Here is a 17,090-nt window from a genome sequence, read left to right as displayed (position 1 = left end):
TCAGTCTCGCTCGGCGAACAGAGCCTTGACGAACGGCTCGGCTTCGAATGTGCGCAGGTCGTCGATGCCTTCACCGACCCCGATGAAGCGGATCGGCAGCTTGAACTGCTTGGCCAGGGCGAAGATCACCCCACCTTTGGCAGTGCCATCCAGCTTGGTCAGCGCCAGGCCGGTCAGCTCGACGCTCTGGTGGAAGTACTTGGCCTGGCTGATGGCGTTCTGCCCGGTACCGGCGTCGAGCACCAGCAGCACCTCGTGGGGTGCCTCGGCATCGAGCTTGCCGATGACCCGGCGGACCTTCTTGAGCTCCTCCATCAGGTTGTCTTTGGTGTGAAGCCGGCCAGCGGTGTCGGCGATCAGCACGTCGATACCACGGGCTTTGGCAGCCTGTACCGCGTCGAAGATCACCGAGGCGGAATCGGCGCCAGTGTGCTGGGCAATCACCGGGATCTGGTTACGCTCGCCCCAGACCTGCAATTGCTCCACGGCAGCGGCACGGAAGGTATCACCGGCAGCCAGCATGACCTTCTTGCCTTCCAGTTGCAGCTTCTTGGCCAGCTTGCCGATGGTGGTGGTCTTGCCGGCACCGTTCACGCCGACGACCAGAATCACATAGGGCTTGTTCTGCGCCTGGACCTTGAGCGGCTGCTCGACAGGGCGCAGCAGTGCTGCCAGCTCCTCCTGCAGCGACTTGTACAGCGCGTCGGCGTCGGCCAGCTGCTTGCGGGCGACCTTCTGGGTCAGGTTCTGAACGATGGCCGAGGTGGCTTCGACGCCGACGTCGGCCGTCAGCAGACGGGTTTCGATCTCGTCGAGCAGGTCGTCATCAATGACCTTCTTGCCCAGGAACAGGCTGGCCATGCCCTCGCCGATGCTGGCGCTGGTCTTCGACAGGCCCTGCTTGAGGCGGGCGAAGAAACCGGGTTTGGACTGCTCGGTGGCGACCGGGGCAGCGACCTCGGGAGCGGGTTGCGGCTCCACAGGTGCAGGGGCCACGACTGGCGCCACGACCACCGGTTCTGGTGCGGGACGCTCCGGAATCACGGGCGGCGCCTTCGGCTGCAGGTCCGGCACCAGCGCCACAGGCTCTTCGGCTACCGGCAGCACCAGGTTGCTGACAGGGGCTGCGTGCTCGACCACCGGGGCAGTCTCGACCGGCGCTGCTTGTACAGGCATGGAAGCGATTGGCTCGGGCAGCGGAGCGACCAGCGGCTCGGAAGCGACCGGTTCAGGCTCGGGCGCCACTACTGGCGTGGAAGCGACTGGCTCTGGCACAGGCGCTTCGACCACCGGAGGCATAGGCTCGACCGGCGCAGGCGGCTGTACTTCGACACGTGGCTGCTCGGCGGCGGGCTGCGGCGTTACCGGCTCGGCTGGCTGCACCTCGGGCGCTGGTGGCTCAGGCGTTTGAGGCTGTTCGGCGACAGGTTGCTGCGGCTTCTTGCGAAACCAGCTGAACAGGCCTTTTTTCTCGCCAGCCTCGGCCGGCGCTTTTTTGTCGTCGTTGGAACCAAACATGGAAGACGGCTATCTCAGGGTAGCGATGGGCCAGCAACTGGCACATCAGGAATTCTCTAAACGCAGAACAGACTATTTTGAATCCGACTGGTTCATGCGCAATGTTTTGTCTTAATGGGCCTGCGGGCCAGAACGGCGACAGGCATGGTCGCCAGGCAACCGGATCAGTATCCTAGCACCTCCTGGCCCGCCGACGCTAAGCCAGCGGGCCGCCGAACAGGTTAATCTCCGTATGAATGCTCTAGCCCGCCGCGCCGCTGGCCTGTTGCTCGGCACGCTCTGCCTGCCGCTCGCGGCGTTCGCCGCCGACGTGCAACCGACCCACGAATTCATCCTCGACAACGGCCTGAAAGTGGTCGTGCGCGAAGACCACCGTGCCCCTGTGGTCGTCTCGCAGATCTGGTACAAGGTCGGCTCGAGCTACGAGACCCCAGGCCAGACCGGCTTGTCTCATGCCCTGGAGCACATGATGTTCAAGGGCAGCGCCAAGATCGGCCCTGGCGAGGCCTCGCGCATCCTGCGTGACCTCGGCGCGGAAGAAAACGCCTTCACCAGCGACGACTACACCGCCTACTACCAGGTGCTGGCCCGCGACCGCCTGCCAGTGGCCCTTGAGCTCGAAGCCGACCGCCTGGCCAGCCTGCGCCTGCCTGCCGACGAGTTCGCCCGTGAAATCGAGGTGATCAAGGAAGAGCGCCGCCTGCGTACCGATGACCAGCCAAGCTCCAAGGCCTTCGAGCTGTTCCGCGCCATGGCCTTCCCGGCCAGCGGCTACCACACCCCGACCATCGGCTGGATGGCCGACCTCGAACGCATGAAGGTCGAGGAACTGCGTCACTGGTACGAATCCTGGTACGCACCGAACAACGCCACCCTGGTGGTGGTCGGCGATGTCACCGCCGATGAGGTCAAAGGCCTGGCACAAAAATACTTCGGCAGCATCCCCAAGCGCGCCGTGCCACCCGCCAAACTGCCGCTGGAACTGGCCGAACCGGGCCAGCGCCAGCTGACCTTGCACGTACGCACCCAGTTGCCGAGCCTGATCTACGGTTTCAACGTACCGGGCCTGGCCACTGCCAAGGAGCCACGCACCGTGCATGCCCTGCGGCTGATCTCGGCCCTGCTCGACGGCGGCTACAGCGCGCGCATGCCGGCACGCCTGGAGCGTGGCCAGGAACTGGTGGCCGGTGCCTCGTCCAGCTACAACGCCTTTACCCGAGGCGACAGCCTGTTCCTGATCTCGGCCACGCCGAACGTGCAAAAACAGAAAACCTTGGCTGACGTCGAAAAAGGCCTCTGGCAGCTGCTCGACGAACTCAAGACCACTCCGCCAAGCGCCGAAGAGCTGGAGCGCGTGCGCGCGCAGGTCATCGCCGGGCTGGTCTACGACCGCGACTCCATCAGCAGCCAGGCCACCACTATCGGCCAGCTGGAAACCGTCGGCCTGTCCTGGAAGCTGATCGACAGCGAGCTGGACGAACTCAAGCGCGTCACCCCGGAAGACGTGCAAAACGCCGCACGCACCTATTTCACCCGCGAACGCCTGAGCGTTGCCCATGTACTGCCTGAGGAGTCCGCTCATGAGTGATCGCAGCGCACCACGCTACACCCTGATCGGCACGGGCATCATCGCGCTGGTAGTGGCCGTGGCCGCCGTGCTCGCCCGGCCGGCACATTCCGAGGCCGAAAGCAGCCCCGCCCGCCCGGCCAACACCCTGCAATCGCTGGCCGAGCTTGATGACAAGGCACCCAGCAGGCGCCAGCTGAACATCCAGAACTGGACCACCGCCGAAGGCGCCCGGGTCTTGTTCGTCGAGGCCCGCGAGTTGCCGATGTTCGACTTGCGCGTGACTTTTGCCGCCGGCAGCAGCCAGGACGGCCACACCCCTGGCCTGGCCAGCCTGACCAACGCCATGCTCAACGAGGGCGTGGCCGGCAAGGACGTGACCGCCATCGCCGAGGGCTTCGAGGGCCTGGGTGCAGACTTTGGCAACGGTTCCTATCGCGACATGGCCGTGGCCTCGCTGCGCAGCCTGAGCGCCCGGGACAAACGCGAGCCCGCCCTCCAGCTGTTCGCCGAAGTGACCGGCAAGCCAACCTTCCCGGAAGACGCCCTGAAACGCATCAAGAACCAGCTGCTGGCCGGTTTCGAGTATGAGAAACAAAACCCTGGCAAGATCGCCGGCAAGGCGCTGTTCAGTAAGCTCTACGGCGATCACCCGTACGCTCAGCCAAGCGATGGCAGCGCCGAGAGCGTACCAGGCATCACTCTTGAGCAGCTGCGCGCCTTCCACGCCAAGGCCTATGCCGCTGGCAACGCGGTGATCGCCCTGGTCGGTGACCTTAGCCGCGAGGAAGCCGAGGCCGTCGCCGCCCAGGTCTCCGCTGCCCTGCCCAAAGGCCCGGCACTGGCCAAACCGGCCCAGCCGGTCGAGCCCAGGGCTGGCGTCACCCATATCGACTTCCCGAGCAAGCAGACGCACCTGATGCTCGCCGAGCTTGGCATCGACCGCCAGGACCCGGACTGGCCGGCCCTTTCACTGGGCAACCAGATCCTTGGCGGCGGTGCCTTCGGCACCCGCCTGATGAGCGAAGTCCGCGAAAAACGCGGCCTGACCTACGGCGTGTACTCGGTATTCAGCCCGATGCAGGTGCGTGGCCCGTTCATGATCAACCTGCAGACCCGCGCCGAACTCAGTGAAGGCACGCTCAAGCTGGTACAGGACATCCTTGCCGACTACCTCAAGAGCGGCCCGACCCAGCAGGAGCTGGACGACGCCAAACGCGAGCTGGCCGGCAGCTTCCCGTTGTCCAATGCCAGCAATGCCAGCATCGTCGGCCAACTCGGCGCCATCGGTTTCTACAACCTGCCCCTGACCTGGCTGGAGGACTTCATGCAGCAGTCCCAGGCGCTGACCGTCGAACAGGTCAAGGCAGCGATGAACAAGCACCTGGCAGCCGATAAGCTGGTGATTGTCACCGTTGGCCCGAAAGTGCCACAGAAGCCACTGCCTGCCCCCACTGACAAACCGTCCGAGCAGCCGCTCGGCGTACCGGAGCACTAATGCCTAGATCCACCCCACCCGCCCGCCCGCAGCAGGGCCAAAGCAAGGGCCAGGGTTACCTGCGCATCATCGCCGGCGAGTGGCGCAGCCGCCGCCTGGCGGTACCGGAAGGCGAAGGCCTGCGGCCCACACCCGACCGCGTGCGCGAAACCGTGTTCAACTGGCTGGCGCCCTACATCGAAGGCGCCCAGGTGCTGGATGCTTTCACCGGCAGCGGCGCCCTGGTGCTGGAGGCGCTGTCCCGAGGCGCTGCGAATGCCGTGGCGCTGGACAGCAACCCCGCAGCCATCAGCAACCTGAAGAACAACCTGGAAATCCTGCGCTGCCCACGCGGGCAGATCCTGCAGACCGATGCCCTGCGCTACCTGCAGAACCCGGCCAAGCAGCAGTTCGACGTGGTGTTCCTCGACCCGCCGTTCCACCAGGACTTGCTGGCCAATACCTGCAACCTGCTGGAGCAGAACCAGTGGCTGCGCGAACAGGCGTGGGTCTACACCGAGAGCGAGGCTGCACCGTCGACGCTGCCGATGCCCGGCAACTGGCGCCTGCACCGCGAGAAGAAAACCGGCCAGGTGCATTACGCGCTGTGGCAACGGGGCTGATCAGGTAAACCCTTAATAGTTACCACAAGCCCGCTGCCAGCATGATTGAAGCTGCTCCCTCGTTCTTGCAGGAGCACTTCAACCATGATCGAACACCGTTCTGCGCCCTCCCAGGGCAGCACCGTACAATCGTTCACCCTTGCCAATGGCCTGCGTACCTGCCTGCGCGAAGACCATCGCGCACCGTTGGTCAGTGCACAGCTGTGGTATCACGTTGGTTCGAGCTACGAGCCTGCAGGCCACACCGGTCTTTCCCATGCCTTGGAGCATCTACTGTTCGAAGGCAGCAGCAAACTGGCCAATGGCCAATATTCGGCAGTCATGACACGTCTTGGCGGCGATCCGAACGCATTCACTTCAACCGACGCCACGTACTTTCCGCTGACATTGCCGAGCAGCCGGCTTGAGGTCGCCCTGGAAGCCATGGCTGATGTCATGGCCAGCGCCACACTCAGCGATACCGCTTTCGCTCGCGAACTGAAAGTGGTCATGGCAGAGCGCCGGGAGCAAGTCGACAACAACCCCTTGGCACTGGCAATCGAACATCACCAGTCACTGGCTTACGGCACCGGTGGCTATGGCAACCCCGTGATTGGCCACAAAACAGATCTCGAGTACCTGACGCCTGCTGCAGCGCGAACCTGGTACCAGACCTGGTACCTGCCCAACAACGCCACACTGGCAGTATCAGGCGACATTACCCTGGCACAGCTGCACAACCTGGTAAGTCGGCACTTCGCAGCGATCCCAGCCAAGCGCCTGCCAGCGCGAGAAGCCCCCAGCGCGCCACCGTTGCAGGATCGACGCCACCAGACGCTACGACTACCGGGCCAGTACACAGGCACTATCCTCAGTTTCAACCTCCCCAGCCAATGTACTGCGCAGTCCGGCGAGCAGGCTTATGCCTTGCGGCTGCTGCCCGATCTGCTTGCCGACGGACACAGCAGCACCCTGCAGCAACGACTGGTTCTGGACGACCCGATACTGCAGGCCCTACGCCCCGAATACGAACCCTGGCAGCGCGGGGACAGCTTGCTCGCGCTCTACGCCTTCTGCAGTCCACAAATAACGCCGGAGACTGCAGCCGAGAGGCTGATGCTGGAAATCGAAGCCTTTCGCCAGTCGGCTCCTTCCAGGCAGGACCTGCAGCGCGCCAAGGCCCGCCTGCTGGCCAGGCAGTTGTTCGAGAGGGACGACATCGACAATCAGGCACAGGCCATCGGCAAACAGGCCGCCTGCGGCCTGGACCCGATTGCGCTGGAAAATGAGCGTCACGCCATCGAAGCCGTGACAGCCGAACAGGTAGGCCAGGCTGCCCTCGAGTTCCTGACTGAATCCCGTGCCGCCATCACTTTCATGCACCACAAGGAAAGCGCTCATGAATGACTCGACTGCGCCGCAGAAGCCTGCCGAAGCCCCCAGCCTTTACGGTGGGCTGATCTCTGCCCAAGGGCTTGACCTGGATCGGTTCGCGTCCATCCAGACGCAAGTACAAGCCTGGACGACAGAAACGGGCACAACCGTAAAATTCGTCGAAGCCCGCGGGTTGCCTATCGTCGACCTGATACTGAGGTTCCGGGCCGGCTCCGTACAGGACACTGCGCAACCCGGCCTGGCAGCCTTGACGTTGTACATGCTCGACGAAGGCAGCCATCAGTACACGGCCACTCAACAGGCCGAGCATATCGAGCGCCTGGGTGCGATCATCGCAAAGCAGATGCGTCTGGAGCATGCAACGCTGAGCCTGCGCAGCCTCACTACACCGGCCGTGCTAGAGCCCGCCTTGGCGCTTTTCACCGACCTCGTGGCTAATCCTGCGTTCACCTCCTCTGCTCTGGAGAAGATCAAAAAGCAGTTGCTGCATAGCAGCGCTGCACGCGAGCGACGCCCTGAATTGAGAGCGCGTAGCGAAGCCTTCCGCCACCTGTTCCGCGGCCATCCTTATGGCCGCCCTCTGGGCGTCACCGAAGAGGGTGTAGCGGCGGTTACCCCAGACGACCTGCGGGTGTTTCATCAACGCGCCTATTGCGCCAGCAACCTGGAGATGGTCGTGGTCGGCGACCTGTCCCTGGCAGAGGCTCAAGCTCTCTCGCGTCAGGTCAGTCAGGCTCTGCCACAAGGCTGGACGGCGATAGATCTGCCCGCTGTCCCAGCCGCCACTCCCGCGACCATCAGCATTGAACAGCCCGGCACGAGTAGCGCTGTCCTGCTGGCACTTCCCTTGAACCTGCCCGCCAACGATCCGCAGTTCCCGGCCCTGGTGCTGGCCAGCGATGTGCTGGGAGAAGGACTCGAATCGCGCTTGATGGTCGAACTGCGCGAACGCCGCGGCCTCACTTACGGCGTGTACAGCCATTTATCGCCATTACGGGCAGGCGGTTTGTTCACCGTTGAATGGGAGATCGCACCCGCCCATGTCGAAGGCACTGAGGAACTGGTAACGACCGTGCTGCGAGATTTCATCGAACAAGGGCCGACCGAAGCTGAATTGCAATTGGCACGCAAACAGCTGGAAGGGCAATTGCTGCGCGGTGTCGCTCAGAACAGGCGCCTGGCAGCACTGCTCGCGGAGCTGAGCCATCAACGTCAACCTGACAACCATCTCAACACCTACATCGAGCGCATCAACAGCTTGTCTCCGGCAGATGTGCGCGCCGCCATGCAACGGCATCTCGACCTAAGCTACAGGGTAAAGGTCAATGTCGGCCCAAGTGTCGAGCAGCAACCTCTGCCAGCCCCCGACCAATAGGGCAGGTACAGCGGCAAGGTTTCATGGCACTCTACGCAGGCACATCACGAGTCGCCCAGCATGCCCAGTCTCACCGCCACGTTCCGCCCGGCCATCGGCCTGTCCAACCCCCACCTGCAAACCCTGTGGGGGCCGCTGTGGCGCAAGCTGCCGGAGCTGGAGCGAAGCCGCGAACGCCTGTGGCTGGCCGATGGTGATTTTCTCGACCTCGACTGGCATGGCCCGCATAGCCCGGATGTGCCGCTGGTGCTGGTGTTGCATGGGCTGACTGGCTCCTCCCACTCACCGTATGTCAAAGGCTTGCAGCAGTCGCTGCAAGCCCGGGGCTGGGCCAGTGTGGCGGTGAACTGGCGCGGTTGTTCGGGCGAACCCAACCTGTTGCCGCGAAGCTACCACTCCGGGGCCAGCGAAGACCTCGCCGAGGTGATCGCGCACCTGCATGCCCAACGCCCTCTGGCGCCACTGTATGCGGTCGGTTACTCGCTGGGCGGCAATGTACTGCTCAAATACCTGGGGGAAAGCGGCGCTGCCAGCCAGTTGCAAGCGGCGGTGGCGGTTTCGGTGCCGTTTCGTCTGGACCAGTGCGCCGACCGTATCGCCCAGGGCTTTTCCAAGGTGTACCAAGCGCATTTCATGCGCGAGATGATGGCCTACCTGCAGGTAAAGCAACGGCACTTTCGTGATCGCGGCCATCACGAAGGCCTGGCCGCGCTCGACCGGCTGGGGCCGCTGGGCAGGCTGAAGACCTTCTGGGATTTCGATGGCAAGGTCACTGCGCCGCTCAATGGCTTCAGCGATGCCCACGATTACTATCGCCGTTCATCAAGCCGGTTTTATCTGGGGGAAAACCGCACACCAACGCTGATCATCCACGCCGCCGATGACCCGTTCGTGTTCGGCCACAGCCTGCCCACAGCCAGTGAACTGGCAGCACAGACGCAGTTCGAGCTGCATGAACGGGGTGGGCATGTCGGGTTTGTCGACGGCAGCCTGCGGAATCCAGGCTATTACCTCGAGCGGCGGATTCCGCAGTGGCTCATCGACGGTCAGTGATTATTCGCCAGTCGCCACGCCATGCTTGGGATCATTGATCCACTCACTCCACGAGCCAGCGTACAGCTTGCCCAAGGGATACCCCGCCAGGGCCATGGCAAACAGGTTATGGCAGGCCGTCACCCCTGATCCGCAATAGGCCACCAGTTGTTCAGGAGCACGCCCGGCCAGCTTCTCGGCAAAGCGCTGCTTGAGCTGTTGCGGCGCCAGGAAACGGCCATCGGCACCGAGGTTCTCGTTGAAGGTGGCGCACTGGGCGCCCGGAATATGCCCTGCTACGGGATCGATCGGCTCGACTTCGCCCCGGAAGCGCGGCAACGCACGGGCATCGATCAGGGTAAGGTCAGGGCTGCCCAGGCGCTTGGCCAGGTGCTCGGCGTCGATCAGCAGCCTCGCGTCCGCCTCGCCGCTGAACGTCCCCTCGCGCTTGGCCGGCGGATCCAGGCTCAGCGGCAGGTGCGCTGCATGCCAGGCCTTGAGGCCGCCATCGAGGATGGCCACGTCGCTGCGCTTGCCCAGCCAGACCAGCAACCACCAGGCCCGGGCAGCGAAGGCGCCCGGGCCATCGTCGTACAGCACCACGGCGCTGTCATCGTCCAGCCCCCACTCACGCAGGCGCTCGCCCAGCCGATGCGGGTCCGGCAGCGGGTGGCGGCCGGTGCGGCCCTTGATGACCGGCCCGCTCAAGTCACGCTCCAGATCAGCAAAATGTGCCCCGGCGATATGCCCCTCGGCATAGCTGCGTTGGCCGTAATCCACATCCTCCAAGGCAAAACGACAGTCGAGGATCACCAGCTTGGGCGAGTCCAGACGCTCTGCCAGCTGTTGCGGGGTGATCAATTGCGCAAGGGGCATGACAATCTCCTGATCGATGGCACGAAGGCCCTGGCTACTGTTCCAGGGCCTGGTTGAACGGAACGTGGAATTCCTGGCACAAGGCGTCCACCGCGCCGCGGGCATTGCTGGTGACAAAACCCAGCTCCAGCACCAGCACCTGATAGACGCCACGTTTGAAGGCTTCTTCACCCAGATGCGCCGAATGCTCGCGCGTGGTGCTGAGAAAACGTACCCATGAAGTCAGCACGATCCAGGCATTGATGGTCAGCGACTCGATCTGCGCAGGCTCCATGGCCAGGATCCCGGCATCGACGAAGCCACGGTAGATTGCCTGGCCCTGGCGCAGACAACGCTCGGAAAAGCGCCGGTAGCGGGCGGCCAGTTCAGGGTCGCTTTCCAGCAGGTGCTCCAGGTCACGGTGCAGGAAACGGTAGTTCCACATCGCCGCGAGCAAGGCCTTGAGGTAGAAGCGTTTGTCTTCGACCGTGGCTGCCCGCCCCTGCGGCGGGCGCAGGAAGCTGTCCACCAACTCTTCGTACTGACTGAACAGCAGGGCGATGATCGCCTGCTTGTTGGGGAAGTGGTAATACAGGTTGCCAGGCGAGATTTCCATATGCGCGGCAATGTGATTGGTACTGACGCTGCGTTCGCCCTGCTGGTTGAACAGCTCCAGGCTGTTCTGCACGATGCGCTCTCGGGTCTTCATGCGCGGGGCCATGCTCAGCTCCCAGTCTGCGGGCTTTCGAAAGGGTCATCTTACGGTGAATCACAGCGCTGGTGCACGGGTCTGGCCTGTGAAAAAAGTCGCACCATGGTACGAATTAGAGTATAGGCTCTAGGAACTCCAAGCCCTGACGGGAGACCACCGTGACCTCGCCCATCGCCTTGCCTCCTGTGCAATCCGACACCGACCTTGCAGCGACGTTCGCCACTCAGCGCCAGGCCTTTGCCGGCAACCCCATGCCCCCTGCGGCACAGCGACGGCAGTGGCTGAAGAGCCTGCGCGAGGCATTGCTGGCGGACCAGCAAGCGCTGATCGAAGCGATCGATGCCGACTTCACCGGCCGCAGTGCCGACGAAACGCTGTTGGCCGAGCTGCTCCCGTCGGTGCAAGGCATTCGCCATGCCGAGCGCCACCTGCAACGCTGGATGCTTCCGGCCCGGCGCGCGGTGGGCCTGGCTTTCCAGCCGGCCAGCGCACGGGTGCTGTACCAGCCATTGGGCGTGGTTGGCATCATCGTGCCGTGGAACTACCCGCTGTTCCTCGCCATCGGCCCGCTGACCTGCGCCCTGGCTGCCGGCAACAGGGTCATGCTCAAGCTGAGCGAAGCCACACCGGCCAGTGGCGCAGCACTCAAAGCACTCATTGCCAGGGTTTTTCCCGAAGACCTGGTCAGCGTGGTGCTCGGCGAAGTCGAGGTCGGCCAGGCATTCGCCCGCCTGCCGTTCGACCACCTGCTGTTTACCGGTGCCACCAGTATCGGCCGCCAGGTCATGCTGGCTGCCGCGCAAAACCTGACCCCGGTGACCCTGGAACTGGGCGGCAAGTCCCCGGCCATCGTGTCTGCCAGCGTGCCGCTGGACACCGCCGCCGAGCGCATCGCCTTCGGCAAGACCCTCAATGCTGGCCAGACCTGCGTCGCTCCCGACTATGTGCTGGTGCCCCGTGAGCGCCTGAACGACTTTGCCACGGCCTATCGCAACGCGGTGAAGCGCATGTACCCACACATCGCAGACAACTCCGACTACAGCGCCATCATCAACCCCCGCCAGTTGCAGCGCCTGCAGCACCTGCTGGATGACGCCCGCAGCAAGGGCGCCCAGGTGCTCGACCTGTACCCCGACGAGTCGCGCCAGGGCCGACGCCTGCAGCCACACCTGCTGACCCGGGTGAACGACAGCATGCAGGTGATGCAGGACGAGATCTTCGGCCCGCTGCTGCCGCTGGTGCCTTACGACCACCTCGACGAGGCCCTGGCCTATATCAATCAACGCCCGCGTCCCTTGGCGCTGTACTACTTCGGCTACGACCGCAGCGAACAGCAGCACGTGCTGCAGCACAGCCATTCCGGCGGCGTGTGCCTGAACGACACCCTGCTCCACGTGGCTCAGGACGACTTGCCGTTCGGTGGTATCGGCCCCTCCGGCATGGGCCACTACCATGGCCACGAAGGCTTCCTGACCTTCAGCAAGGCCAAGGCAGTGCTCGCCAAGCAGCGTTTGAATGTCGCGCGGCTGATCTACCCGCCCTATGGCAAGGCCTTGCAGCGCTTGGTCTACAAGCTGTTCATCCGCTGATGCAGCGCCGTGACCTGCTGCGTTTCAGCTTGGGCGCCAGCCTGTTCCTGAGCACCGCCAGCCTGGTCGGCTGCAGCGCGCAAACGCCCGCAGCCGGCTATCAGGTGCTGCGCGACGATGACTTGCCAGCGCTGCTTGCGCTGATTCCGGTGGTGCTCGCCGGCACCTCGGCGGACGACGAACTGGTGCTGCACAGCCTCGACCACAAGTTGGCTGCGCTGTCGCCGGAGATGCTCAAACTCACCCGGCAATTGTTCGACGTACTCAACCTGCCGCTGACCCGCGGCCCTTTGACCGGCGTCTGGGGGGCCTGGGAGCAGGCCAGCGGCACGCAGGTAACCGCCTTCCTGCAGCGCTGGCAGGACAGCTCGCTGAACCTGCTGCGCATGGGCCATGCCTCACTGCTGCAACTGCTGCAAATGGCCTGGTACGAGCGCCCGGAAGCCTGGGCCGCGTGCGGCTACCCCGGCCCTCCGAAGATCTGACAATAAGAGCATCCTCAATGCCAGTAACCGACCCGTTTCGCCAAGGCCTCGAACGCGGCTGGATCACCCATGACGGCTCACGCCTGGAACACGACCTGACACTGGAGGCCGATATCGCCGTGATTGGCAGTGGTGCCGGCGGCGCTACCAGTGCGCAGATGCTCAGCGCCGCTGGCTACAAGGTCCTGCTGATCGAGGAAGGCCCGCTGAGGACCAGTTCTGACTTCCATCTATTGGAAGACGAGGCCTACGCCAGCCTCTATCAAGAAGGCCTGGGGCGAATGAGCAAGGATGGCGCCATCACCATCCTGCAAGGCCGCGCGGTGGGCGGGACCACGCTGATAAACTGGACGTCGAGCTTTCGCACGCCACCGCAGACGCTGATGCACTGGGCTGCAGCGCATGGCGTCACGGGCTTGGGCGAACAGGAGATGCGGCCTTGGTTCGAGCGTATCGAGCGCGACCTGGGTATCACGCCCTGGGCAATGCCGGCCAATGCCAACAACGACGTACTGCGGCGCGGCTGTGAACGACTCGGCTACCGGTGGGCAGTGATCCCGCGCAATGTGCGTGGCTGCTGGAATCTTGGCTACTGCGGCATGGGCTGCCCGGTTAATGCCAAGCAGTCGATGCTGGTCACGCGCATCCCGGCAACCCTCGACAAGGGCGGTGAACTGCTCTACCTGGCCCGCGCCGATCGCTTCGAACACAATGGCGGGCGTATCGCCGGGCTGCAGTGCCAGGCGCTGGATGCTCACGGCGTGCACCCTACCGGCCGGCAGGTCAGCGTGCGCGCCCGTCATTACATCGTCGCCGGTGGCGGCATCAACAGCCCGGCCCTGCTGCTGCGTTCCAAGGCCCCCGACCCGCATGGCCGCCTGGGCAAACGGACTTTCCTGCACCTGGTCAACTTCAGCGCTGCACGTTTCGACGCGCGTATCGACCCTTACTACGGCGCTCCGCAATCGATCTACAGCGACCACTTCCAGTGGCAGGGCGGCGTCGACGGGCCGGTGGGCTACAAGCTTGAAGTGCCGCCCCTGCACCCGGCCCTGGCCAGCACCCTGCTCGGCGGATACGGCATCGACAATGCCCGGCGCATGGCCGAGCTGCCGCACACTCACGTCATGCTGGCCTTGCTGCGCGACGGCTTTCACCCCGACAGCACGGGTGGGGCGGTGGAGCTGCGCGGTGACGGCTCACCCGTGCTGGATTACCCGCTCAGCGATTATCTGCGCGACGGCCTGCGCCGCGCCTATCACAGCATGGCGCAAATCCAGTTCGCGGCAGGCGCCACGCAGGTCACGCCGGTGCACAGCGACGCACGCGCCAGTGCCAGCCTGGTCGAGGCCCAGCGTGTGATCGACGCCTTGCGCCTGGAACCGTTCCGCACCCGGCTTGGCAGTGCCCATGTCATGGGCGGCTGTGCAATGGGCGACGATCCGCGCCAGGCGGTCTGCGACAGCCTGGGCCGCCATCATCAGCTGGAAAACCTCTCTGTCCACGATGGTTCGCTGTTCCCGACCAGCATCGGCGCCAACCCGCAGTTGTCGGTGTACGCCATCAGCGCCCGGCTGACCGAGGCCTTGGCTGCCCGCCTGGCACAGAGTGCATGACAACAAATGCACGCCCTGTCTATAGTGCCATCAGCCGGCCGCATGACTTGGCCGGGCGCAAGCGCTGCGCTACCATCCGACTCCCCAACGCACTCCAGCCAGGATGACGCGATGAACCGAGTGTTGTACCCGGGTACTTTCGACCCCATTACCAAAGGCCATGGCGACCTGGTCGAGCGCGCTTCGCGCCTGTTCGACCACGTGATCATCGCAGTGGCGGCCAGCCCGAAGAAAAACCCCCTGTTCCCGCTGGAGCAACGGGTCGAGCTTGCCCGTGAGGTCACCAAGCACCTGCCCAATGTCGAAGTCATCGGCTTCTCGTCGCTGTTGGCGCACTTCGCCAAGGAACAAGGCGCGAACGTGTTCCTGCGCGGCCTGCGCGCAGTATCGGACTTCGAGTACGAGTTCCAGCTGGCGAACATGAACCGGCAATTGGCGCCCGACGTCGAAAGCCTGTTCCTCACGCCTTCGGAGCGCTATTCGTTCATTTCCTCGACGCTGGTGCGGGAAATAGCTGCGCTGGGCGGCGATATCAGCAAATTCGTCCACCCTGTGGTGGCCGAGGCGCTGACCGAACGCTTCAAGAAGTAACCTCGAACGCCTGATCATCGCGCCCGCGTGCACTGCGGGCGCGAATGCGGCACAATTGTGCCCAAAGCGTTGAACATGCCCGGGCGATGCGCCCCGGCCGGAGTCCCCATGTCCCTGATCATCACCGACGATTGCATCAACTGCGACGTCTGCGAACCCGAGTGCCCGAACGAGGCCATCTCCCAAGGCGAAGAGATCTACGTGATCGACCCGAACCTGTGCACCCAGTGCGTGGGTCACTATGACGAGCCGCAGTGCCAGCAGGTCTGCCCGGTCGATTGCATCCCGCTGGATGAAGCGCACCCGGAAACCCAGGAAGAGCTGATGGCCAAGTACCGCCGCATCACCGGCAAGGCCTGATCACAGGCGGCTAGCGCTGGCAGCGCGGGCAGAACACGCTCGCCCGCTGCCCCAGCTTCACCTCGCGCAAGGTCGTGCCGCACAGCTTGCATGGCATTGCGCCCCGCCCGTAGACGAACAATTCCTGCTGGAAGTAGCCCGGCTGCCCGTCGCCACCGATAAAATCGCGCAAAGTCGTACCGCCTTGCTCGATGGCCGCGGCCAACACCCGTTTGATCTCGATCGCCAGCTTCAGGTACCGCGCGCGGGAAATCGCGCCCGCCTCGCGGCGCGGGTCGATTCCCGCGGCAAACAGCGCCTCGGTCGCGTAGATGTTGCCCACCCCGACCACCACCGCGTTATCCATGATGAACGGCTTCACCGCCATCGAACGCCCGCGCGACAGCTGGAACAGCCGCTCGCCGTCAAACAGCTCGGTCAACGGCTCTGGCCCCAGCCGCAGCAAAAGCTCATGCTTGAGCGGGTCGAGGCTCCAGAGCATGGCACCGAACCGGCGTGGGTCGGTGTAGCGCAGCATCATCCCCGATTCCAGTTCGATATCGACATGTTCGTGCTTGGCCGCTGGCAAGCCCAGCTCCACCAGGCGCAGGTTGCCCGACATGCCCAGGTGGCTGATCAAGGTGCCGACCTCGGCGTTGATCAACAGGTACTTGGCCCGCCGCTCGACGCTGACGATGCGCTGCCCGGACAGGCGTACGTCGAGGTCCTCGGGTATCGGCCAGCGCAGGCGAGGGTCTCGCACCACCACGCGGCTGACACGCTGGCCTATCAGATGGGGCGCAATCCCGCGCCGGGTAGTTTCGACTTCTGGTAATTCCGGCATGGATCAGTGCCCGCCCAGCTCACGAATGTTCTGTTTCAGGGTCTCGAAGTCGTACTCCGACAAACCGATATAGTCCAGCACCAGCGGGCCGACCACGTTCCACTCATGATCGACGCTCTGATTGCCCAGCACACGGTACGAAGCGCAGATGTTCTCGGCCATCTTCAGCACGGCCAGCAGGTTCTTCAACTGGCTCTGGGTATTGCGCGACGAGTCTTCGCGGAAGACCGCCAGGGCGTTGTGGTGGTTGGCGATGGCCCCGCTGATGTGCTCCGGCAGGCGCCAGGACTTGGCCGTGAAATAGCCGACCACGGCATGGTTGGTGTTGAAGGCGCGGTTCTCGGTGTCGACCACGCGAGTTTCCTCTCCAGCCTTGGCGTAGGCTTCTTCCAGCACTTGCATGTACTCGGGGAAGCGCTTGAGCATCAGCGGTACGCCGCAGTCATGGAACAGCCCGAGGGTATAGGCCTCGTCGGCGGCCTGGATGCCGGTGCGCTTGGCCAGCGTCAGGCAGGTCATGGCCACATCCTGGGCGGTGTCCCAGAAGCGGTTGAGGGTGACGATGGTCTCGTCGCTCATCTCGCCCTTGATCGACTGTGCATTGATCAGGTTGATGATCGAACGGCTGCCCAGCAGATTCACCGCTCGCTGGATCGAACCGATCTTGTTCGACAGGCCGAAGTGCGGCGAGTTGACCAGCTTGAGCAAGGCACCGGCGAGGCCTGGGTCCTGGGAAATCAGCTTGGCGATGGTTTCCAGGTCCGGGTCAGGCATGTACTGCTCGAACTGCAGGTCTACCAGGATCTGCGGTTGCGGCGGAATGGTGATGCCTTGCAAGGCTTGCTGGATCTGTTCGGCGCTGAGTTCTTGGGACATACGTGCATACTCGTGAAGGACGACGGGATTCTACCCCCCTAGCGCGCATCGAGACCAATCCGTAAATCCCTGTAGGAGCGGCCTTGTGTCGCGAAAGGGGTGCGAAGCGCCCCCAGGTTTTCAGCTGCGCAGCGGAAATTGCCGGGGCCGCTGCGCGGCCCTTTCGCGACACAAGGCCGCTCCTACAAAGGACGCGCAAGCAGCCAACAGGCTATAA

16 protein-coding genes are annotated in these 17,090 nt (G+C 63.9%); 11 read left to right on the top strand and 5 right to left on the bottom strand.

The genetic code is table 11. The features are described from left to right. Positions 1-1,518, bottom strand: a complete 1,518-nt coding sequence (gene ftsY / locus ACTORR_RS15765; protein ID WP_313364910.1) for a signal recognition particle-docking protein FtsY — start codon at positions 1,516-1,518, stop codon at positions 1-3. Positions 1,519-1,750: 232 nt separating this feature from the next. Between ftsY and ACTORR_RS15760 the strand changes: the two genes are divergently transcribed. The 6 genes from ACTORR_RS15760 to ACTORR_RS15735 all read left to right on the top strand — a co-directional run bounded on the left by ACTORR_RS15760 (position 1,751) and on the right by ACTORR_RS15735 (position 8,987). After that, a complete protein-coding gene (locus tag ACTORR_RS15760) occupies positions 1,751-3,106 on the top strand; it encodes a M16 family metallopeptidase (protein WP_054884200.1) in 1,356 nt (451 codons plus the stop codon). Beyond that, entirely contained in the window at positions 3,099-4,583 is a 1,485-nt protein-coding gene (locus ACTORR_RS15755) for a M16 family metallopeptidase (protein ID WP_313364790.1), read from the top strand. The genes ACTORR_RS15760 and ACTORR_RS15755 overlap by 8 nt, the downstream gene beginning before the upstream one ends. After that, positions 4,583-5,185 (top strand): 16S rRNA (guanine(966)-N(2))-methyltransferase RsmD, encoded by a 603-nt coding sequence (gene rsmD / locus ACTORR_RS15750; RefSeq protein ID WP_313364791.1) that lies wholly within the window; start codon positions 4,583-4,585, stop codon positions 5,183-5,185. The genes ACTORR_RS15755 and rsmD overlap by 1 nt, the downstream gene beginning before the upstream one ends. 84 nt (positions 5,186-5,269) lie before the next feature. Beyond that, positions 5,270-6,571, top strand: a complete 1,302-nt coding sequence (locus ACTORR_RS15745) for a M16 family metallopeptidase (protein ID WP_054885529.1) — start codon at positions 5,270-5,272, stop codon at positions 6,569-6,571. Then, positions 6,564-7,934 carry a M16 family metallopeptidase gene (locus ACTORR_RS15740; protein WP_313364792.1) on the top strand — a complete coding sequence of 457 codons (1,371 nt, stop codon included), beginning with the start codon at positions 6,564-6,566 and terminating at the stop codon, positions 7,932-7,934. The genes ACTORR_RS15745 and ACTORR_RS15740 overlap by 8 nt, the downstream gene beginning before the upstream one ends. Before the next feature lie 60 nt (positions 7,935-7,994). Then, positions 7,995-8,987, top strand: a complete 993-nt coding sequence (locus tag ACTORR_RS15735) for a hydrolase (protein ID WP_054885527.1) — start codon at positions 7,995-7,997, stop codon at positions 8,985-8,987. On the opposite strand, the gene ACTORR_RS15730 is transcribed toward ACTORR_RS15735, so the two are convergent. Continuing rightward, entirely contained in the window at positions 8,988-9,842 is an 855-nt protein-coding gene (locus tag ACTORR_RS15730; RefSeq protein ID WP_313364793.1) for a sulfurtransferase, read from the bottom strand. Positions 9,843-9,876: 34 nt separating this feature from the next. Beyond that, positions 9,877-10,542, bottom strand: coding sequence for a TetR/AcrR family transcriptional regulator (locus tag ACTORR_RS15725; RefSeq protein WP_054885525.1), 666 nt, complete (start codon positions 10,540-10,542; stop codon positions 9,877-9,879). 149 nt (positions 10,543-10,691) lie between these two features. Between ACTORR_RS15725 and ACTORR_RS15720 the strand changes: the two genes are divergently transcribed. From ACTORR_RS15720 to ACTORR_RS15700, 5 genes are all read left to right on the top strand, one after another. Further along, positions 10,692-12,122 carry a coniferyl aldehyde dehydrogenase gene (locus ACTORR_RS15720; RefSeq protein WP_441343711.1) on the top strand — a complete coding sequence of 477 codons (1,431 nt, stop codon included), beginning with the start codon at positions 10,692-10,694 and terminating at the stop codon, positions 12,120-12,122. Then, entirely contained in the window at positions 12,122-12,607 is a 486-nt protein-coding gene (locus ACTORR_RS15715; RefSeq protein WP_054885523.1) for a hypothetical protein, read from the top strand. Before ACTORR_RS15720 ends, ACTORR_RS15715 begins: the two co-directional genes overlap by 1 nt. Positions 12,608-12,624: 17 nt before the next feature. Further along, complete coding sequence (locus ACTORR_RS15710) at positions 12,625-14,223, top strand: GMC family oxidoreductase (protein ID WP_054885522.1); 1,599 nt, start codon at positions 12,625-12,627, stop codon at positions 14,221-14,223. A gap of 111 nt (positions 14,224-14,334) precedes the next feature. Continuing rightward, positions 14,335-14,814 carry a pantetheine-phosphate adenylyltransferase gene (coaD, locus tag ACTORR_RS15705; protein ID WP_014861498.1) on the top strand — a complete coding sequence of 160 codons (480 nt, stop codon included), beginning with the start codon at positions 14,335-14,337 and terminating at the stop codon, positions 14,812-14,814. A 108-nt stretch (positions 14,815-14,922) separates the two neighbouring features. Beyond that, positions 14,923-15,174 carry a YfhL family 4Fe-4S dicluster ferredoxin gene (locus ACTORR_RS15700; RefSeq protein ID WP_054885521.1) on the top strand — a complete coding sequence of 84 codons (252 nt, stop codon included), beginning with the start codon at positions 14,923-14,925 and terminating at the stop codon, positions 15,172-15,174. 10 nt (positions 15,175-15,184) lie between these two features. Here ACTORR_RS15700 and mutM read toward each other — a convergent pair whose 3' ends face one another. Both mutM and ACTORR_RS15690 read right to left on the bottom strand, forming a co-directional pair. Then, positions 15,185-15,997, bottom strand: a complete 813-nt coding sequence (mutM, locus tag ACTORR_RS15695; protein ID WP_054885520.1) for a bifunctional DNA-formamidopyrimidine glycosylase/DNA-(apurinic or apyrimidinic site) lyase — start codon at positions 15,995-15,997, stop codon at positions 15,185-15,187. 3 nt (positions 15,998-16,000) lie between these two features. Further along, complete coding sequence (locus ACTORR_RS15690; RefSeq protein WP_178075562.1) at positions 16,001-16,819, bottom strand: HDOD domain-containing protein; 819 nt, start codon at positions 16,817-16,819, stop codon at positions 16,001-16,003. Positions 16,820-17,090 lie beyond the last annotated feature (271 nt).

Origin of the sequence: Pseudomonas sp. SAR267 (assembly GCF_052077595.1) — a bacterium.
GTDB lineage: Bacteria > Pseudomonadota > Gammaproteobacteria > Pseudomonadales > Pseudomonadaceae > Aquipseudomonas > Aquipseudomonas vlassakiae.
Note: the sequence above shows the minus strand (reverse complement) of the source record. Positions and strands in the feature narration are given on the sequence as shown.